General features: G+C 65.4%; 18 protein-coding genes. 8 read left to right on the top strand and 10 right to left on the bottom strand.

Annotated features, from left to right (window positions below):
- Positions 1-17: 17 nt before the first annotated feature.
- The 7 genes from JRI60_RS28980 to JRI60_RS28950 are packed head-to-tail and all read right to left on the bottom strand — an operon-like array spanning position 18 to position 7,356.
- Complete coding sequence (locus tag JRI60_RS28980) at positions 18-743, bottom strand: TenA family transcriptional regulator (protein WP_204219123.1); 726 nt, start codon at positions 741-743, stop codon at positions 18-20.
- A gap of 27 nt (positions 744-770) precedes the next feature.
- A complete protein-coding gene (locus JRI60_RS28975; RefSeq protein ID WP_204219122.1) occupies positions 771-2,438 on the bottom strand; it encodes a class I adenylate-forming enzyme family protein in 1,668 nt (555 codons plus the stop codon).
- A 21-nt stretch (positions 2,439-2,459) separates the two neighbouring features.
- Entirely contained in the window at positions 2,460-3,731 is a 1,272-nt protein-coding gene (locus tag JRI60_RS28970) for a phenylacetate--CoA ligase family protein (RefSeq protein ID WP_204219121.1), read from the bottom strand.
- Positions 3,728-4,423, bottom strand: coding sequence for an amidohydrolase family protein (locus JRI60_RS28965; RefSeq protein ID WP_239469773.1), 696 nt, complete (start codon positions 4,421-4,423; stop codon positions 3,728-3,730). The genes JRI60_RS28970 and JRI60_RS28965 overlap by 4 nt, the downstream gene beginning before the upstream one ends.
- 55 nt (positions 4,424-4,478) lie before the next feature.
- Positions 4,479-5,282 carry a class I fructose-bisphosphate aldolase gene (locus JRI60_RS28960; RefSeq protein ID WP_204219119.1) on the bottom strand — a complete coding sequence of 268 codons (804 nt, stop codon included), beginning with the start codon at positions 5,280-5,282 and terminating at the stop codon, positions 4,479-4,481.
- A 14-nt stretch (positions 5,283-5,296) separates the two neighbouring features.
- A complete protein-coding gene (locus tag JRI60_RS28955) occupies positions 5,297-6,547 on the bottom strand; it encodes a 3-dehydroquinate synthase II (protein WP_204219118.1) in 1,251 nt (416 codons plus the stop codon).
- Entirely contained in the window at positions 6,544-7,356 is an 813-nt protein-coding gene (locus JRI60_RS28950; RefSeq protein WP_204219117.1) for a hypothetical protein, read from the bottom strand. Before JRI60_RS28950 ends, JRI60_RS28955 begins: the two co-directional genes overlap by 4 nt.
- Before the next feature lie 134 nt (positions 7,357-7,490).
- Between JRI60_RS28950 and JRI60_RS28945 the strand changes: the two genes are divergently transcribed.
- The 4 genes from JRI60_RS28945 to JRI60_RS28930 all read left to right on the top strand — a co-directional run bounded on the left by JRI60_RS28945 (position 7,491) and on the right by JRI60_RS28930 (position 12,301).
- Positions 7,491-8,426 (top strand): LysR family transcriptional regulator, encoded by a 936-nt coding sequence (locus JRI60_RS28945; RefSeq protein ID WP_204219116.1) that lies wholly within the window; start codon positions 7,491-7,493, stop codon positions 8,424-8,426.
- Positions 8,427-8,664: 238 nt separating this feature from the next.
- Entirely contained in the window at positions 8,665-10,065 is a 1,401-nt protein-coding gene (locus JRI60_RS28940; protein WP_204219115.1) for a tetratricopeptide repeat protein, read from the top strand.
- Positions 10,066-10,259: 194 nt separating this feature from the next.
- Positions 10,260-10,985: a hypothetical protein gene (locus JRI60_RS28935; RefSeq protein WP_204219114.1), complete on the top strand. Its 726-nt coding sequence runs from the start codon at positions 10,260-10,262 to the stop codon at positions 10,983-10,985.
- A gap of 929 nt (positions 10,986-11,914) precedes the next feature.
- On the top strand, positions 11,915-12,301 hold the full coding sequence (locus tag JRI60_RS28930; RefSeq protein WP_204219113.1) for a hypothetical protein: 387 nt from the start codon (positions 11,915-11,917) through the stop codon (positions 12,299-12,301).
- A gap of 36 nt (positions 12,302-12,337) precedes the next feature.
- On the opposite strand, the gene JRI60_RS28925 is transcribed toward JRI60_RS28930, so the two are convergent.
- From JRI60_RS28925 to JRI60_RS53610, 3 genes are all read right to left on the bottom strand, one after another.
- Positions 12,338-13,606 carry a hypothetical protein gene (locus tag JRI60_RS28925; protein ID WP_204219112.1) on the bottom strand — a complete coding sequence of 423 codons (1,269 nt, stop codon included), beginning with the start codon at positions 13,604-13,606 and terminating at the stop codon, positions 12,338-12,340.
- A gap of 304 nt (positions 13,607-13,910) precedes the next feature.
- Positions 13,911-14,546 carry a hypothetical protein gene (locus JRI60_RS28920; protein WP_204219111.1) on the bottom strand — a complete coding sequence of 212 codons (636 nt, stop codon included), beginning with the start codon at positions 14,544-14,546 and terminating at the stop codon, positions 13,911-13,913.
- A gap of 238 nt (positions 14,547-14,784) precedes the next feature.
- Entirely contained in the window at positions 14,785-15,114 is a 330-nt protein-coding gene (locus tag JRI60_RS53610; protein ID WP_239469772.1) for a hypothetical protein, read from the bottom strand.
- A gap of 316 nt (positions 15,115-15,430) precedes the next feature.
- Here JRI60_RS53610 and JRI60_RS28910 point away from each other — a divergent pair, with 316 nt between their 5' ends.
- From JRI60_RS28910 to JRI60_RS28895, 4 genes are all read left to right on the top strand, one after another.
- A complete protein-coding gene (locus JRI60_RS28910) occupies positions 15,431-15,874 on the top strand; it encodes an SRPBCC domain-containing protein (RefSeq protein WP_204219110.1) in 444 nt (147 codons plus the stop codon).
- A gap of 272 nt (positions 15,875-16,146) precedes the next feature.
- The gene (locus JRI60_RS28905; protein WP_204219109.1) at positions 16,147-16,962 is read left to right on the top strand and encodes an outer membrane beta-barrel domain-containing protein; all 816 of its coding nucleotides are present in this window, start codon (positions 16,147-16,149) and stop codon (positions 16,960-16,962) included.
- 12 nt (positions 16,963-16,974) lie between these two features.
- Positions 16,975-18,072 carry an outer membrane beta-barrel domain-containing protein gene (locus JRI60_RS28900; RefSeq protein WP_204219108.1) on the top strand — a complete coding sequence of 366 codons (1,098 nt, stop codon included), beginning with the start codon at positions 16,975-16,977 and terminating at the stop codon, positions 18,070-18,072.
- Positions 18,073-18,081: 9 nt separating this feature from the next.
- Entirely contained in the window at positions 18,082-19,617 is a 1,536-nt protein-coding gene (locus JRI60_RS28895) for a tetratricopeptide repeat protein (RefSeq protein ID WP_204219107.1), read from the top strand.
- Positions 19,618-19,661: the final 44 nt, after the last annotated feature.

The raw sequence follows: 19,661 nt of genomic DNA, 5'->3' as shown, positions 1-19,661 counted from the left end.
GAGCGAAATCCTTCGAGCTAAAGTGCACCGGAGGCCCTCCTCGAAGCGCCAGCGGATTGCTCCTCGGACGCGGTGAGGGCCGCGAAGAACGCGCGGCGCGCTTCGATGCTCTGCTCCGCGGCCGCGCGCAGCACGTCCCGCTTGCCGGGCCGCTCGGCGAGCTCACGCTCGATGATGTGCTTCATCGTCAGTGCATGGTCATCATCACCATCGATGTGCATGGGAAAGAAGATGAGGTCCCGCTCCGGAAAACCAGCGCTCAGGAGGCCGGTGAGGATTTGCTGGTAGACGTGCGGGACGATGGCCTCCGCGCCGAGGCAGAGCGCGCCGAGTCCGACCAGGGGATCGGAGTCCGAACAGAGCCGCAACATGTTCCTCACCAGGGCCGTTGTCTCCGCGAGCGGCGGCTGGGCCGAGGGCTCCAATCCGAAGGCGTCCAGCATCCGTCGGTAGATTTGCGAGTGGGGCACCTCGCCCATGCCGCCGAGCCCCATTTCCTCGAAGAGGTTCTCCGTCAGGGCGAAGCGGTCGGTCTCGCTGGTCAGGTTCGCCAGCAAGGCGCAGAGGTACCGCGTGAAGTGGCGGGAGTAGTGGTACTGCTGCACGAGGAATCTCTCGAGCACGCCGCGGGCCGCGGTTCCTTGGCGGCAGCGGGTGAGGAACTCGGTGGCATCGAGCCGCTCCAGGGATTCCTTCGGGAGCAGGCCGTCCCAGCGGGCCGACAGCTGAGTAGCAGGGGTCATTGTACGATTCCTTTTCTTGTTTCAGGCTCAGGCCGCCGATTGCGGCGTGGGCCGGGGCTCATTCATTCGCAGCATCCGCTTCAGGACCTTGCCCGTGGTCCCCAGGGGGATGTCGTCCACACCGACGGCCAGGACGCCTCCCAGCGTGGGCAGGCCCGCGCGCGCGAGCTCCTGGTTGAAACGGCCAGCGAGCTCTGACGTGTCGTGGCCCGAGAGGTCCGAGTCCGGCCGTATCCGCACGTAGGCCACCGCGCGGACGGCACCCGTGGCCCCGTCTTGCTGGCCGAACACCGCGCAGTCCGCGATCGCCGAGAAGCGGCTCAGCAGGAACTCCTCGGTCTGCAGGCCATAGACCGGCCCGCTGGGCGTGAGGATCACGTCCGGAGTGCGATCCACGTGGAAGATCCGGCCCTCCTCGTCGCGGTAGGCCAGGTCTCCGGTGAGGAAGTAGCCCGAGAGACGGGACCGGTACGTGAGCAGGCTGTTGTTCCAGTACCCCGTTGTCACCGAAGGCGCTTTCACCCCGAGCCGCCCGACCTGGAATGGCGGAAGCTTGTCCCCCTCTTCGGAGAGGATCTGCGCGTCCACCCATTCGAGCGGCCGCCCGACGCAACGGTTGTAGTGATTGGTCTTGAGCGTATGGACGTGGCGGAACAGCGAGAACCCCATCTCGGAGGAGCCCATGCCGTCGATGAACACCGAACCGGGCTGCCGCTGGCCGTTCTGCTCATGGAAGCCATGGCGGATGAGCGCCCGGATATGGCTCTCATGGGCCGCGTCGCCGCCATTGAACCAGAGGTTCACCGAGGAAAGATCGAAGGCGTCCATCTCGCACTCGGTCATCTCGACGTAGGTCTGCGGGAAGGAGACAACCATGCTGGGCTTGAACGCATCGATCTGCCGCAGCACCGCGCGTCCCGAGTGATCGGAGGCGATGTAGACCGGTGTCCCGCTCAGCAGCGCGAGCATGAGGTAGGCGATGGCGCAGTTATGGGAGTGGGGGAGCGATGACAGGATGCGCTCGCCTCCGGTGACCCTGGGGACTCCCAGGCGGTAGCGCACCCCATGGAAGAAGCGCTCGTGCTGGAGCAGCACGGCCTTGGGAATGCCGGTCGTTCCCGAGGAGTGCGCGATCATGATCGGGTCATCGGCGGAGAACTCGTGCCGCCGGTAGGTGGGCAGGGATGCCTCCTGGGTTCCACGGATATCGGCCTCGGTCACGATGAACCCGGTCACGCTTTCCTGGACGAGGGGACGCAGGGCCTGGATGTGGGACGCATCCGTGAAGACGCCGGCCACGCCGACGTTGCGCGCATGCGCCGCGGCGATCCGGGGCTCCATGTTGCCGTTGGTGAGGACTCCGATCGCGCCCAGGTGCGTGAGCGCGAGGTAGTGGATGAGGTACTCCACCCCGTCGTCCAGGTAGACAAAGACGGGATCCGCGGTGCGTACCCCCAGCTTCTTGTAGAGCCGGGCGTAGAGGTGCGCGAGGCGGGCGAGCTGCTCGAGGCTGAGTTGCTGGAACTTCTCTCCCGTGAACGTCTCCAGCTCGCGCTCGAGATGGAGAATGGGCACTCGCGGGTCCGGGCTCACCTTCAGAGCCCAATCCAGGAAATTGCCGGCGCCCAGCATCGGGTCCTTCGCAAGTTGGAGACGGAGCTCGTCAGCGACGAGCGTGGATGGCATTGCAGTCATGTGATGGCTCTTTCCTACGGGTCAGGCGTAATCCAGTGACTTCCAGTCTTCGTTTTCGCCGAAGAGAAAACGGGGCTTCTGCATCGGGACCTCTCGTGAGAGCAGCGCTTCCGGAACGAAGCACTCCGCCGGGACGGCGGCGACCCTCACGCGGACTCCAGGGACAGTGGCTTCAATGGCTTGCAGGATGCGCCTGCACGCCGCGTCTTCGTTCTGCGTCTCCACGTGGATCTGGGCTTCCAGCGCACCGTCCCGGACGCGGGCTCGCCAGAACCACAAGCCTGTCTCCGCGGCGTTCGCATAGACGGCCTCTTCCAGCTCCAGGGCGGAGAATGCCCGGGTGCCAGCGTTCATCACGCCCGTCTTCCGTCCCAAGACGCGAATGGTTGGCAGCGTGCGGCCGCACCCACACGGTGCATGCGAGATCTCGACCACATCCTCCAGATCGTAGCGGATGAGGGGCATGGCCTCGCGGAACAGGGGCGTGACGACGAGGCTTCCCGCCCCTTCCTCACGGAAATCACCCGTCTGGGCATCGCGCACCTCGAAGTAGAGCCGGTCGCTCCAGAGGTGGAGCCGCCCCTGCTCGCACTCTCCCGCCAGGCTACCGGTCTCGGTCGAGCCGTAATCGATGAGGACGCGTTTTCCACCCCAGAGTGCCTCGATGTGGGCGCGCTTCGCGGCACTCAGGGGCTCTCCGGCGGCCAGGAAGGTTCGCAACCGGGGAAAATCTCGCGCGGGGGCCCGTCCCGCCCTTCGCGCGGCATAGGCCCAGAGAAGCGCTTCGGTAGGCATGCACCAAGCGACCGTCACCGGCAGGTCGTGCAGCAGCCGAAGCACGCGGGAGTAGGGCATGTTGGCCGAGCGGTTGTCCGCGGGAACGATGGAGGCGCCCACGGAGCGTGCCGCGCCATGCATCTGGTGGGCGGTCGTCACCAGCGCATAGGGCGTCTTGATCAGCACCATGTCTTCCCGGCAAAGCCTCACGCCATTGCGCAGAAAGCGCGAGAGGATGTCTTCCCAATCGCTCTCGGTGAAATACGAGGAGATGGGATGTCCGCTTGTTCCCGAGGACTCGTGGTAGGTGCTGAGCTGGCTTTGCGGGACAGCGAGAAGCCCGAAGGGGTAGGCCGCTCGCAGATCCTCCTTCCTCGTCAGTGGCAACCGCTCCCAGCTCCGCCGGTCGAGCTTCTCCGCCCTTGGCAACCGGCCTTCGTAGAAGGGAGCGGACCGGGCGCGCAGAAGGGCCTCTTCCAGCTGCTGCCGGGGAAATGCATGCGCTGGTGAGCTCATGAGCTGGCTCTCGCGAGGAGACGCCGGATGTTGCCGCCGGTGATTGCCTCCATTTCCGCATCGCTCAGGGTGAGCTCCCGGACCTTGCAGAGTTCCGCCGCCGCGCTCTGCAGGGGGTACTCGGACCCGTACAGGATCCGAGAGGCACCGAGCACGTCGGCCGCGTACTGAATCACGTGCTTGAAGGCCCCCGAGGTCTCGAAATAAAGGTTCGGGTACCCAGCGATCGCGTCGACCCCGTCGTAGTCGAGCTCGCCGATTCCGCCATGGCCCAGGATCAACCGGAGCCCGGTGTACCGCTCCGCCAGGCGCACCAGGTCCGTGACCCGGAATCCGTCACGGTCCAGGCAATGCAGATACACGGGATGCCCGTGCTCTCGAGCCACATCCAGGTAGGCCGAGGTCCTTGGGGAATCGAGCGGCACCCCATGAACCGCGGGCCCCAGTTTCAGGCCCGCGAAGCGCGGTCCGAGCTCCCGGTACTCCTTCGGGTCCAGCCAGGGATTGGCGAAGTAGAAAGGCACGAGCCGGCCCCCGGAGTGCTCGCAGAGAGAGAGGACCGAGCGGTTGTCACACGTCAACCCCTGCGTCTCCGCTTGCGTCGGCTGTCTCAGGATCTGCCGGGAGAGCTGCCGGGGCGGCAGTAGTCCTCCTCCCACGACGATGCAGCGCTCGACATCAAGCCGATCCATCGTGGCAAGGAGCCGCTCGAAAGCTTCCTGCGTCGCCAACAGGTGGGCGTGGCTATCAACGAACGCTGGCAAGGGCCACCTCCCGCTCACCGCGCGCGGGCTCTCCGTGGACGAGCTCCGAGAGGCGCTCCAAGAGCAACGCTGGACTCTTCTTCACGAAGATGTTGCGTCCAATGCAGACCCCCCGCGCCCCCGCCCGGAGCGCATTCGAGACGTGCTCCAGCAGGGGCTCGTCGCCCGTCAGCTCGCCCCCGGCGACGAAGACCAGGGCGTCGCTCTGCACGTCCTCGAGCGCTTCGCGGAGCAGTTCCGGCCGCTCACTCATCCCAATCTTGAGCGCATCGGTGCCCAGCTCCACGGCGGTGCGCATCAGCTGCTTGAGCCGGTGCAAGCGCCGCGGCTCCTCGCCCACTTTGTCGTAGAGCATGGTCAGGACGGGCAGTCCGTAGCGGGCCGCTCCATCCACCGCTTGTCCCAGCATCTTCCAGTTCGCCCGGTCATTCCGTCCGTTGAAGTTGACCTGGAGCGACACCGCGTCGGCCCCGAGCAGCAGGGCCGTCTCGATGCTCGTCAGCCATTCCTTGTCATCGACCGAATCGGAGAGGTTGCTCATCCCGTTCAGGTGAAGGATGACACCCTTGCGGTCCAGGGCGCCCTGGTCCGCCAGACGCGAGAGGATTCCCTTGTGTGCGAGGACTGCATCGACGCCGGGATGGCCGATCCAGCGTGCGATGCGGGCCGTGGACTCGATTCCCGTCAGGGGTCCCATGGTGAGCCCATGATCGATGGGGACGATCACTGCCCGCTGGCTGCTCGCGCCCAGGATCTTCCCGAGCCGTACCTTCTTCGCCGTGTTCATCTCAGGGACCTTTTTCAGCTTTCCTTGATGTTTTCGTCGATCTTGATTCCGACGTGGCGGCCCGGCGCCGCCTTGTGAGCCAGGATCCGATCGCCCGGCCGCAGCTCGGTGATGTTGAGAGGCTTTGCCTCGGGCGAGAAGACACGCACGTGCCAGTCGTCCTGGAGAATCACGTTGATCGTCTCTCCCGAGGCGAAGCGAGCCTCGATGAGCCGCAGCGGCCGCAGTTCGGTCTTCATCCGGCCAACGGGCGCTTGCCGGGTGCTGCCGTCGGAGGTAACCACCATCACGGCCGAACCCGCGTTGAGCTCGCTCATGTAATGGGTCCGGTTCGCGGCGTTGTAGACGTAGCTGTGCACACCTCCCGCGTTGACGCGGAACGGACGCGTCTCCATGTAGGGAAGGAAGAACACCTCCGGGCAGCACAGCACCCCTCCCTGCGAGGTGGAGCCCACGATCATCCCCTCGGTCGGCTCGAACAGCGTCGCCAGGTCGATGCAGCTCCGGAAGCCCATGCCGATCGGCTCGGACTTCGTGACCGTGGCCGGTTCGAGCGCGACGTGCTCCTGGCCCCGCTCGGCGAGCCTGCGCGCGAAGCCTTCCAGCACCTCATGCTCGACTGGCGAGAACATCACGCCATCTGCTCCCACCTCCATGACGCCCAGGGTGACGATGGCGTCGTCGACGTCGGTAGGGTTCGCGATCTCCTTGATGAGGGTGGTGCCGGTGGCTTGCAGGGAGGCGATCACCAGCTCCAGAGGGATGTTCGTCGGGTCGCGGAAGCAGATCATCAGGAACGGATGGCGGAAGCCCTGCTGGATGGACCGGTGCAGGGACTCGCCGTCGTCGACGTACTGGTAGAGGCAGGTGGACAGGCCCGCTTCACCCGCGCGAGCCAGGACGTCCTGATCCGCCGACACCACGATCAGCGGGGACTGGATCCGCTGGGCGAGCAACGCCTCCAATTCCCCCAGGGACTCCAGACGAACGGCGGCCCTCTGCCCTCCGGAAACCGCTGGCAGGAGGGCCTCGAGGTTCCGCGGGTACAGCAGGACGCCCGTGTAGTGGAAGCGCCCCAGCCGCAGGAACAGGCCCTGATGGTCCTGCGGCGCCGAGAAGTCCTTCGTGTCGAACCAGATCTGGGTCTGGTTCTGCTTCCCAGCTGTTGAGATTCCGGTCATCGCCTCGAGGCGGATGGGCTTGCGGAGCACCGCCAGTTCCTCTGGCCGGGTGCGGGAGTATCCGTTCGTCAGTTCGTGTGTCATATGGCTACCTTCTGGATGTGATGCGTTGGGTTCAGGGGAAACTCGGTTTCGTCGTGGCCGACCCAGGTGCCGCTTTCTTCATGGAAGGCGGAACGCACGTGGAGGCGGACACCGTGACGGGCCGCGAGCTGCACGGCGGAGCGCTGGAGAACCTGGGCCCCGGCTCTCACGAGGGCGTCCATTTGCCCGTAGGAGATGCGCTCCAGCTTCCGTGCGTGGGGATTGCGGCGTGGATCCTCGGCGAAGACCCCGTCGACATCCTTGAAGAGCTCACAGACGTCGGCGCGAAGGCTGACGGCGAGCGCCACGGCCGTCATGTCCGAGCCGCCGCGCCCGAGCGTGACGAGGCGTTCCTCCGCGTCAACGCCTTGGAAGCCCGCGATGACTGGCAACTCTCCCCGGGAGAGCGAGGCCTCCAGCCGCGCCGTTTCGATCTCGACGATGCCCGCGTTGCCGAAGCATCCGTCGGTCCGGATGCGGATCTGGCTGGCCAGGAAGGACCGCGCCCGGATGCCGGATTGTTGGAGTGCCAACGCCATCAGCCCCGCGGAGACTTGCTCGCCCGCCGCGAGCACCGCGTCGACCTCGGCGTGTGCTGTCTCGGAAGAGAGCTGGGCCGCGAGCGCGACCAGGCGATCCGTCTCGTCGCCCATGGCGCTCACCACGGCGATGACCTGATGGCCTCTTGAGAACTCGGCACGAATGCGGGCCGCCGCACTGCGGATGTGCGCGGCGGTCGCAAGCGCGGCGCCTCCAAACTTCATGATCTGCCGGCGGTTCACGCCGCCCAGGCCTGTGAATGTATGCATCAGTGCTCCCTCTCTGCGGGCACCGCGACATGCCCGGAAGTCGTGAGAGGACGATTCCCATGAAAGCTGCTCCGGAGGGAGGGAACGGGACCGCAACCCAACGTTCCACACGCTGGAACAACGACGGAGAACGCTTGTCCCGGGACATCAACCTCAACCGCATCGAAATCTTCAGGGAGGTCGCCACCAGTGGCAGCTTCACCAAGGCCGCATCGAAACTGAGGCAGCCGAAGTCACGTGTCAGCCGCAACATCTCGGCGCTGGAGGCCGAGCTGGGCGTGCGGCTCATCCACCGCTCCTCGCGTCACTTCCGGCTGACGGAAGCAGGCCAGATCTTCTATCTGAGGATGCAGGGGCTGATGGAGCAGGTGCACGAGGCCATCGACGAGCTCACGGAGAATACCCATGAAGTCTCGGGGCCCATCCGGCTCAGCGTGGCCGAGGACATCGGACAGTTTCTCATGAGCCGCGTCTGCCGGGACTTCCTGAAACTGCATCCGGGAGTGCAGGTCGACCTTCACCTCTCGAACGACCATGTCGACCTGCTCGGCGGTTCGTTCGATCTCGCCGTGCGCGTGGGCCGGCTCAAGGACAGCTCCATCCTTCAAAGGAAGCTGGGAGAGACGTACCTGCTCCTTGCCGCGAGCCCGGGTTTTCTTGGCGAGCACGGCGGTCTGCCGAAGGAGCCGGTCGACCTCACCGAGCTTCCCTTTCTCGGCTTCTCAGGCTTCGGGTCCTTTCAGCAGCGGCTGTCACTGATCAACGGCGGTGATGAGCGCCAGCTCCAGGTGAATAGCCTCTTCCTGAGCAACGACTTGCTGATCCTGAAGTCCATGGCCATGGAAGGCATGGGGCTCGCATGGCTTCCGGAGTTCCTCATGAAGGATGAACTTCAGAGCGGCTCACTGGTTCACGTGTTCCGTGGCTGGACGTCGCAGTCCTTACCGATCCAGATCGTGCTGCCCCCGCGGCGGGACATCCCGTTGCGGATCAAAAGCTTCGTCGAGTTCGTCGCCGTGGCACTCCAGAAGGAATTCCGAGAAGGAGAGCCCCTCGGCCGCGACCGGTAATCTTCGTGGGCCGCGACCGGGTCCGCGAGGCTTTGAGCCTCGCGGCCGGGCGATCGCATTCCACCCTTGCGGCGCACGGGCTTGGGTGGAGATGGACTCAACCTCAGGCGCGCTGGGCATGCCACTCAGCTTGACACCCTCCGCTCGAGATCGATTAGGTTGACGGCAGCGAGAGGGCACAATGGGACTATTGAGAATGAATGCTTTTCCGAGGCGCTGGAGTATCACCGCAGCCTCGGTGTGTATCGCGATCACCACGAACGGCTGCAACCCGTTCCGCCACGTCGTCACCCAGACGCGCAACGAGGACGTGCTGCTGCGCTCGGAACCCGTGTCCAAGCCCACCCAGGAGAGCGTCTACAGCGCCCGGCTCTCGGCCGATGCCGGCCGGCCCATCTCTGTGAGCGCGTTCCGACAACAGATGTGCGAACGGCGCGAGCGCCAGGTGCTCGACCGCACCCTCATCACCACGAAGGGGCCCGAGGGCTCCAAGGTTCCTCCGTTGTGGGGCGTGGTGGGGGGAGTGGGTCTCGTCGCGGGCGCCATCATGGGCATCAAGGGATTCCAGACCGAATCGCGCGAGGATCGGAACCTCTATCTTGGAGGCGCGATCAGCTTCAGCCTGCTCGGTGTCTTGCTGGGCAGTCCCTATGTGCACCAGGAGCTCACCTCGAGCGAGCGCCGCGAGCATCTCGGTGAAGTGGAGGTCGACCTGATGCGCGGGCGCGCTCCGTGCGGAGAGCCGGTGCCCGCCAGCCAGGTCGAGGTCAAGCTCGTGAGCACGAACGGTCGCGGGGAGATCCTCGCGCGCACCGACGCTCAGGGCCAGGCGGTGATTCCCGACGCGGAAGTGCCGAAGCTGGACGCTCCGGTCAATCTGTACGTCGAGGGCCGAGATGTCGGCCGCAGTGACGCCGCCGTCGAACGGGGCCGGGCCGCTGCCCTGCTGGTGTCCGAGAAGGACTGCGCACGCGGCAATGCCCCGGGGTGCTATGTGCTCGGGACGCTCTACCTGGAGGGCCACGGTGTGGTCCAGAACCCGAGTCGTGCGGCCGCGTTCTTGGAGAAGGCCTGCACGGGGGGAAGCGCACAGGGTTGCGGCCTTCTTTCCACGCTCCATCTGGAGGGCCGCGGCGTGGCCCTGAACCCGTCCCGTGCCGTCGCGCTGCTGGAGAAAGCCTGCACGGGGGGGGATGCCGGGGCCTGCAGCAACCTGGGCTCGCTGTACGGCAAGGGTCGCGTCGTCTCCCGGGATTCGAGCCGTGCCGCCGAGCTGTATGGCAAGGCGTGCAGGAGCGGGGATGCCCAAGGCTGCAGCAACCTGGGCGCGGCCTACTTGAATGGGACGGGAGTTCCCCAGGATCCGAGCCGTGCCGCCGAGCTGTTCGACGAGGCCTGCGGCAAGGGGAATGCCTCGGCGTGTGGCAACCTTGGCGTGTGCTACGACAATGGCATGGGCGTCGTCCAGGACTCGAGCCGCGCCGTCAAATTGTTCGAGATGGCCTGCTTCAACGGAAATGCCAGGGCGTGCGACAACCTCAGCCAGAGCTACATGATGGGACGCGGCGTCACCCAGAATTCAGAGCATGCCGCCGAGATGAGGAGGCGGGCCATCTCTCTTGGGCTGCTGTCGGAGTAGGCGCGGCGCTCCGTGCCGCGCGAATACCGGAAGCGGCCGAGCCACCAGCCACCTGGGTAGGGGGACTCGGAGCGGGTGCTCCTGGAAAAATACACACTCCGCAAACCTGCTTTACTCACAGTGTGGATTGAGTCATATTCACATGAATCCACTTTTCACGTGGGAAACCTGGATTTTCCCGACTTGGACCCATGATGAGAAAGCATCTTGCCATTCCCGCCCTCACCCTGTTGCTGGGATTGAATGCCCAAGCATCCTGGACGCTCAGCGTGTATCCGTGCACGTTTGATTCGATCAATCAGGACCAGGCTCGGGGCCGCCAGATCTGGGCTCGGTACTGGGCCACCCAGAATCCCTACGGCCTTGCTGGTACCAGGGACAACAGGTTCTGGATGAAGCTGCTGGATGCCGAAGCGGATGATGCGGCTGCCCTCGGCTACTACATCTACCCCTTGTATGTGGATTCGCTCGACAACTACAACCGATTCCTGGGCCCTGGGGCGAAGGGAACCTGGAATGCGCACTACACGGGAGATCAGATCATTGCCCTGTCGTACATCTACAAGCCCGTGCACGTCATCAATGATGGGGTGTGCGAGCCAGGGTTCGCGGCGCGCGAGGGAGTGACACTCCACCTGAGGTCCGGAGGCCGGCTGCTGGTGAGCCCGGCCCATCCGCTCGTCAACCAGGAGGGGTGGATGCTCCGGGCCGGAGAGCTCTCCGTTGGTGATTCCCTCATGCGGACGGATGGCTCCCTGGATGAGGTGCTCCTCATCGAGCCAGGCCAGGACGGTGAGCCGCAGACGCCGCTCGACGGCTACCTGGAATGCCCGGACACCTTCCAGAGCGAGCGTGTCGAGGAGCTCAATCGCCTGCTCCTGCGCGGCAACGTCCCCGACGACCTCATCCCCGGACGCTAAGTCTCCACTTTCACAGCGCACTCGCGCGAAGCCGTGCGCGAGCACGCCGCACTCCAGGTACCTGGCGAAGTCGCGCTCCACGTACCGGGGCAGTCCGCGCCCCAGCTCGCTTGCCTCCGCCGACAGCAGGCCCGCGCTGGAGCGCGCTCAACACATCGCTCATCCATCAGGCATATCTGTCTCGCGCCTATGGCTGGTTGACGCCAAACAACGAAGCCGAGCGGCTCCCACCATCAAAGTCACCGCAGATTATCTTCACAAAGCCACCAGGCCTTGATCGATTTCAAGTCGTAACAGCCAAATCACAACCCTCAGGCAATCGTAGGCTCAGCATTGATGCCTTTGCCAAGGGAGGGCATTGGCGAATTTTCTCCTCCATGGAAAGGGGGACCCTGAGGCTTTCTGAAGAGGCCGGCAAGGAATGGATGAACCGTCGAGACCTTGGAAGATGGCAGAGCGTTTCGACGCGCTGGCCGAGACGGTCGTCCACCTCGTGCACGATGAGCTCACGACCGGCCCGGACGACCTCGTGCTCACCCTTGAGCTCTACACGCTCGCCGCACGCCAGCCTGCCTTCCGGCCTCCAACAGCCTGCGCTGAAGACGGGCCGACGTGTCAGCGGTGCTGGCTGACACGTCGAAGCCGTCCATGGGGACCATGGCCCGAACGGGTGTTTCCCTCTGGCCACGAAGGAAAAGCACCTTGCCACGGGCAGGCATGGTTGTTGCTCAACCCTCGTCCACACCCATGGAGATGACCATGGAGAACACGAGGCGTTTTTCGGCTTCCCTCACGCTTTGCACCGGCATGCTGATGCTGGCGGCGGCTCCCGCGTGGGCGCAGAAGGAAGAGCTCTGGCTCGACTCCCAGAGCAGCACCCCCATCCGTAGCGAGAGGGTGCTCGAGCGGGGAAGCCGTATCTCGTCACGATGAAGGGGACCTATAGCGCGTGGGGAGGCATGGCCAACCCCGGCGCGAATTCGGGCAAGGCGGATCCCGCGCCCATGTTCCCGAGCCCGAAGGGAGCGAACCAGCAGGTGGGCCTTGACCCCGAGTTCGCCTTCGCGTGGCCAAAGGGCTCCGGCTTGGAGAAGAGCCCGGAGCCTGCTCCCCTGAGAGCGACCACCATCGAGGTCAGCCTGGACGGGGGGAAGACGTGGAAGCACCCGTCCAGCACGGCGTCCTTCAACGCGACGGACCACAAATACACCTATGAGCTGATGGGGGACGGCAACGCGCTGCAGGTGCGCCTCGTCGACAAGCCCTACACCGACAACTACGGGCGCGTGCGGATCTTCGTGCTGCCCGGTGCCTAGTTGAAACACCGGTTCTTGTCGGACCAGGTCGACGGGTCAGTGGCGCAGCAACCACGCCGCGAACGGTCCCCAGGCGAGTGTCGGCGCGTCCTCCGCGTACAAGAGATCGCCATGGCCGAAGTCCTCGGCGACTCGCTCCGGCCCGAACCGACGGATGACGCGCGTGGTGATGTCGGTCGACGAGACCCTCGTTGTCGAGTACAGACCGTGGTCGCCAAACCCGCCAGCAGCGCCGAGATAGAAGAGCGGGACGCGGATCCTCGCGAGCTCGGGCCGCGGCGAAGCGCCGCACCAGATGTCATCGAAATCCGCGGCCTCTCGCAATGACTGGTGTGGCGGCGCGCCAGCGAACCACGCGCTCACGCTGTCCTCGGACGACTCGCTCATCGCCGAGACATCGCCGTTGGCATCGAGGATGGGCGCGCTCAAGTGGTACACGGGCGTGTACGGCGCGAGCCACCAGGTCAGACCCGCCAGCGTGAGCAATACTCCGCGATTCGTGTAGGACGGGAACAGGGGAGAGGTCTCATCGGGCGCGCTCCGAGCCAACTGGCCCGCCGTGATGAAGAGGCTGTTGCTGGAGTCGGTCACTCCCTGGGCGAGAGCCTCGCGCTCCGCCGCGGCATTGGCGCACGCGAAGGCCCTCAGATCGGCATCCTCGGGCGCGATGTCGTAGTAGATGTCGAGCGCGGCGATCGCCGAGACGTGGCGACCATCGGCGGCGGCGTATGCGTAGGTGAGCTGGGCGCCATGCGAGAATCCGCCGAGGACGATCCGACCCGGATCGCGGTCGGTGACGGTCCGCGTCGCCCGCGCGAAGGCGAGCGCGACAGCGGTGTCCCCGATCGCCTGGTCGACGCCCATCCCACCCATATCGGAGATATCACCGTCTGCGGTGGGCAGCGTCCAGCGCCGATCGACGCCCCATGTGTCGATGCCACGGGACACCAGATAGGGGGCGAGCCCAGGGGCCGGCGACGCGGGATTGCCGAGCGACGGCACGAAGTTCGTGACGAAATTGGCGAAATCTCCGTGCAGCAGCATCACCGCGTGCCTGGTCGGACGTGGTCGCCACGGCGAGAGCTCGCGGACGACGCGGTGGATGCGCACGCGTGCGTTCGGCGTGGAACCGACGCGGATGTCGAATTGGTAGTGATAGATGTCGTCGGTGACGTGCTCGCGCGTCACCGCGAAGGGGGCGCTGACGGACGCGAGCTGTTCAGCTTCGGTGCTCGAGACGGGGGACGCAAGTGCGGGTGCGCACGCGACGATCACGGCGATGGCTACCAGACCAGGACGAGACATGGTGGATCCTCTTGAAGCGCGGTTGGTACCGGGCCAGCTCTCTCCCGGGTGGGAGAGAGGGCTCCTCATTCGTGAAGAGCCCCTGGCTTGCGTGCTTCAGGATGATCAACGAACAAGCTCTTCTGGCATATCGGCCAGGCCGCACCAGATCGGCGGAGGGCTGCGCCAGGCTCAACACCACACCTGCTGGGGTGGCCCCGGCGCCGGGGGAGCCAGCAGAAGCGCGAGGACACCTCTCTGACGATGCCGCACTTCGCGCCAGGCATCATCATCTGGGTCCACGCGCTCCTACCGAAACAGACTTTTAGAACGGGCAGTCGAACGGGCAGTTGCTCCGGGACTCGAACATGTCGCAATAGCCGTTGCCACAGTACGAGGGGCAGTCGATCCGGCAGGTGTTGGAATTCTCGAAGGTACCGCAGATGCCGTCGCCGCAGTACGCGGGGCAGTCGATCCGGCAGGTGTTGGAATTCTCGCCGAAACCGCAGACGCCGTCGCCGCAGTACGGTTGGACCACGGCTGTCGTCCAGATCAGGGAGCCGCTGGTGTTGTAAAGCTTGAGCGTCCCATTATCCTCGAGGTAGAGCGTGACTGGCGTTGAACCCGTGCCCGCCTTGCCCCCCGTCTGGGTGTTCCAGACCGCCGTAGTAGGGCTGGTGCTCGTGTTATATGCAACGAAATTGCCGTCGGGTTGCACGATGACGACCGTGGTGCCATACGCGTAATTCGCCCAGACCAGCGAGTTGTCGGAAATGCGAGAGACAACGAGGTTTCCATCGCCCTGAAGCAGCATCCGATACTGGCCGTTTTGCGAGATGAGCATGTCGCCCTGATACAAGCCATTGGGGCTGGAGATGCTCCGGGTGTACGAGGCCGCGGATGCGTTGAGAGACACCAGCGCCGCCACCAAGAACATCATCCCTGCAATTGCCTTATTCACAGTTGACTTCTCCTGTTGCGAGAATGCGCTCGAACCCGAGGTCCAAGCCGCGTGTTGCTGTCGCCGTGGGGTGAGCCGCGCAGGCTGAGTTGTTTCTTTCTCGAATCCATCCAACGCAGCACTGCTCACCCAAACAAGCAACGGCGCGGAGTGTGCGCGAGCTCTCATGCTCTCGTCAATTGGAAAACATAGGATTCCGGAAAAATAATGTGAGTCCGGAATCCGGAGAACGCCTGTCTCACGGTCTGGAAGAAGTCGGCGCGGGTGAGAAACTCGCGAATTCACTGTGAGAGTAGTGAAAAACACCACAAGTGAACGAGGGGCGGGCGAATGGGGCAGTAGCCGCAACTTCCCGGGCCTCCCGAGTGGCGCGAGCCATGCGCTCCACGGTGAGGGCCAGGTGCTCGCGGACCGAAGCGGGGCCTCCGGGGCACCAGGCCTCCAGCGTCTTGCGCCAGAGGTCCTCCATGAGCTCTTCCAGCGTGGAATTGTCATCGAACGACCAGAACGCATAACGAGGTTCCTGGAGCACGTCCCAGAAGCGGAGCACGGAATCGTCCGGCTTCACCTCTCCCCCTCTTCCACGATGGTGGAGAGGTCGACGGTGTTGAGGAAGACGCGATTGGAGGGGTGCTGCACGACGTACGCTCTGCCAATGGCCACATGTGCGGCCCTGCCAAGAAAAGCGCCCCAGGGCTCCCGGGAATCCGTCTGACGGCCAGGGAGCTATTGGTCGTGGCTGCGCCAGCCAACCGTCGCGCCGGAATCTGTCGCTCACGGCTGCGTTTCGCTTGCAGTCCACCGTCGCGTTGCTGTTCAATCGGCGCGGTCCGGGCCGCATCCAAGGTCTCAGCATTCAATGTCAGGCCACGAAGGAGCTGCCGATGTCCCAAGCGAACAACCCGAACGCTGCCGTTAGCACCAAGCGGTTATTACCAGCCAACCCGCGACAGGTATTCGCCGCGTTCGAGCAACCGGATCGCCTCGCTCAATGGTGGGGGCCGAGCGGCTTCACGAACACGTTCGAGCAGTTTGAGTTCAAGCCCGGCGGTCGGTGGGTCTTTGTGATGCACGGCCCGAATGGTGCCAACTACCCCAACGAGAGTGTCTTCCGGGAGATTCAGCCAGATACCAGGATCGTGATCGAGCACGTCGTAAAGCCATGGTTCAGGCTCACGGTGACACTGACCGCTCGCGGTGACAAAACGCACCTGGCTTGGGTCCAGGAGTTCGAGAGCCCCGAGGTCGCCGCGAAGATGCGCCGCCTTAGCGACACCGCCAACGAGCAGAACCTCGACCGGCTCCAGTCGTTACTCGCGCGTGAGTGAGACCTCCAGGCCACAAACCCTGGTTCTCCACCGACAGCCCCGCGACAACCCGCGGTCAGCACACGGCCACGCTGCTGCCTTCGAGAGTGTTGTCCAACCAACGGACCGTGGGGCGTGATCCGCGGCCCCTCGCTCGCTCCCCGGGTTTTTGACGGCGGAAACGTTGGCTGGTGGGCGCCTCGGGCCCCGGAGATGCGAACTGCGCGCCACAGGTGAGGTCCGATCCCTTGTGCGTGGGAAATCGCGTGCACACATCGTGGCCCCACACGGCTATGACTGCACGCACGCTTCCACTCTCCGCTTCCTTGGCGTTGCTGCTGACGGCGTTGTCCGCCTCGGCGCAACAGCAGGTGTTGGACCCGGCCGCGGTGCGCCACCGGCTCTTCTCTCCGGAGGAGCACCTGGAGGCGTCCATTTCGGTGGGGTTGCCGGTGCGCGAGTACCTCACCGCGCACTACAACCTCAACGTCGGCGTGGCCTACAACCTCTTCAACACGTTCGGCCTGGAGGCACGGGCCGGCTATGCGCTCAGCCGCCACACGGGCCTGGCGCGCTCCATCTCCGAGAGCTTCCTCAACCGTGAGGACAAGAAGATCACGGACGAGCTCGAGGACATGTGGGAGATGAATCTCCACGGCGTGGTGGGGGCCCGCTGGGCGCCCATCTACGGCAAGCTGTCGCTGCTGGCCGACGAGACGGCGCACTTCCAGGCGTACCTCTGGGGCGGCGGCGGGCTGGCCTCGCTGCGGCGCCAGTCGGTGATCCAGTGCACCAGCGTGCAGAACCGCGAGCTGGGCATCTGCGATGACCGGTCGGACCCGCTCGATGCCTCCACCGCGAAGGAGAACTACTGGCGCACCGAGACGCGCATGGCGCCGGTGGTGTCCGGCGCGGTGGGCTTCCGCTTCTTCGTGGCCAGTGGGCACGCCATCCGCTTCGAGCTGCGCGACTGGGTCTTCACGGACCAGTACCGCGTGAACGTGGTGCGCGAGGACTGGGAGGCGGGGCGGGAGAGTGGTGAGCCCGCGCGGAATCCGGGCCTGACGCACCTGGTGCAGTTCGACCTCGGCTACACCTTCATCTTCTGAGGCTGACGTCTCATGCGATCCACCTCGTTTGTCGCGTTGCTCCTGGCCGCGGCCGCCGCGCCGGCCCTGGCCCAGGAGATTCCGTCGGCGCCCTCGGAGACGGCGCCCATTCCCGTGAAGCCGGAGCCGAAGCAGCCCGAGCCCGAGCTTCCCTCTCCCGAGCCGGTGCCCGAGGAGTCCCAGACGCCAGCGCGGGTGCCGGACGCACCACTGGCCGAGGCCCTGGGGCCCGAGCTGCAACCGGTGTCGGATCCGAACCAGCAGCGGCTGGTGAACGGGGCGCCGCTGCACAACCCGAACGTGGCCGTCCACGTGGTGCAGAAGAAGCGCTTCGCGGATGAGGGCCGGCACGAGTTCTCGCTCTACCCGGTGGTGGCGCAGGTGAACGGCCGGTTCACCCAGCACGCCGGCAGCGCGCTCCACTACACGTATCACCTGCAGGAGAACTTCGGCCTGCAGCTGTCCACCCAGTACAACTGGTACTCGAACGAGAGCCTCTTCAACCTGGAGCTCATCGACAAGGTACGCGAGCAGGCGCAGGCGGCCTCGGCGCTGCTGCTGGTGTGGGGCGCGCAGGCGGGCGTGGAGGTGACGCCGCTGTACGGCAAGTTCGCCTTCTACGACAACCACCTGCTGCAGTTCAGCCTGGTGCTCAGCGGCGGAGCGGGCATCGGCTCCACGCGCGTGCTGATCCGGCCCGACGTCACCAACGAGGTGGACGGCGAGCAGTTCACCGTCCCGGCGCGCTTCGGTGACACGGGCACGAAGTTCCTCGGCTCGGTGGGCGGTGGCTTCCGCGTGCAGTTCGGCGACTCCATGGCCGTGCGGTTGGAGGTGCGTGACCTCGTCTACACGGCCCGCGTGGATCGCGTGGACGGGTGCGACCTGCAGGATTTCCAGAAGCTGGAGGACGGCCGGGGCACGGGCCGGCCCTTCTCGGAGCTGGGGCTGAGCGGCAGCTGCCAGTACCAGCGCTTCGACGGCGTGGACCCGAAGACGCACAAGAACTACCGCGAGGACATCGTCCTGGGGAAGGACCTGGTCGGCAATCCCTCCTCGGACGTGCTCAACAACGTCAGCTTCTACGCCGGCTTCTCCTACCTCTTCTGAGCCCGCGCCATGAAACGACTCCTGCTCGCTACCTTTCTTGTCCTCGCGCCGCTGGCCGCCTCCGCGCAGGACGTGAACGCCTACAATCAGGCGCTCGCGGCCTTCAACGCGGGCCAGCTGGACGCCGCCGCGCCGCGCTTCTTCGAGCTGTCCGCCAAGGCGGCCGACGAAGAGGTGCGCGCCAAGTCCGAGTACTACCTGGCGCAGACCTTCGCCCGGAAGGACATGCCCGTCAGCGCGCTCGTCACCTACGCGCAGATCGTCAACGCCGGCCCCAGCCATCCCAACTACCTCCAGGCGCTGGAGGGGCTGGTGGACGTGCAGCAGAAGCTGAACGAGCAGAACCTCGTGCCCAACATCCTCGACAAGGCCTACACGCCCGAGGTGCGGGACCGGTGGGTGAAGCTGCCCAAGGAGGTGCTCGCCCGCATCAACTACATGGTGGGCACCATCAGCCAGCGCCGCGGTCGCTTCGAGGAGGCTCGCGCCCTGTTGGAGGCAGTGCCGCCCGACAGCCGCGTCTATGCCCGTGCCCGCTACCTGCTGGGCGTGGTGCTGGCGGATCCCCACTTCCCGGGCCGTCCCGCCGAGGCGGACACGCTGGACGCCGCCGCCCTGGCCGCCTTCCGGGGCGCCCTGGATGCCAAGGGTCCGCAGATCGCCCATGACGAGGTGAAGCAGCTCGCGCTGCTGGGCATGGGGCGTCTGCACTACGGCCGCCACGAGTACCCGCCGGCCATCTCCTCCTACGAGGCCGTGCCGCGCTACGGCCGCTTCTGGGATCAGGCCCTCTTCGAGAATGGCTTCGCCCGCTTCCAGGGCGAGGACTTCGGCGGTGCGCTGGGCAGCCTCCAGGCGCTGCACGCGCCCCAGTTCGAGGGCGCCTTCCAGCCCGAGTCGTGGATCCTCAAGGCGACCGTCTACTATTACAGCTGCCTCTTCGACGAGGTGAAGACCACGCTGGCGGCCTACGACACGCTGTATGAGCCGATGGCGAAGCAGCTCGAGCCGTTCGCCGGGGAGGAGCTGGATCTGCTGAGCGCCTACAACCTGGTGGCGGCGGAGAACCGGCGGCTGCCGGGCCCCATCTATCTGTGGATCCGCGACAACGAGCGCATCCAGGACGTGATGCGGATGATCGCCCAGGTGGACGCGGAGAAGCGCATGGCCAACGAGCTGGGCGTCTGGCGCGGCACGGGCCTGGTGCCGGAGACGGTGTCCTCGCTCGAGCAGGTGCGCGGCACGCTGATGCAGATCGGCGGCAGGTTCGCCAAGAGCCGCCTCCAGGAGGCCGCGCAGAACCTGCGCACCTTCGCGGATCAGGCGGAGATCATCCGCGTGCAGACGGCGCTCGACGAGAAGGACCTGCTGCTGGCCGGGGTGGATCAGAAGGCGCTGCTCAAGAGCCAGTCCATCTACCGGCCGAAGATGCCGGGGGCGTCCTGGAACTACTGGAAGTTCCAGGGCGAGTTCTGGCGCGACGAGATCGGCTACTACCAATACACGCTCAAGCGTGGCTGCCCGGCGAAGCTCCAGGGCAAGTAGACGCCAGACACGTCAGGTGAAGGACACCAGGGGCGGGCCCGCGC

Source organism: Archangium violaceum (assembly GCF_016887565.1).
Taxonomy (GTDB): Bacteria; Myxococcota; Myxococcia; order Myxococcales; family Myxococcaceae; genus Archangium; species Archangium violaceum_B.
The sequence above is the reverse complement of the archived record's forward strand: the minus strand, read 5'-3'. Positions and strand labels throughout refer to the sequence as shown.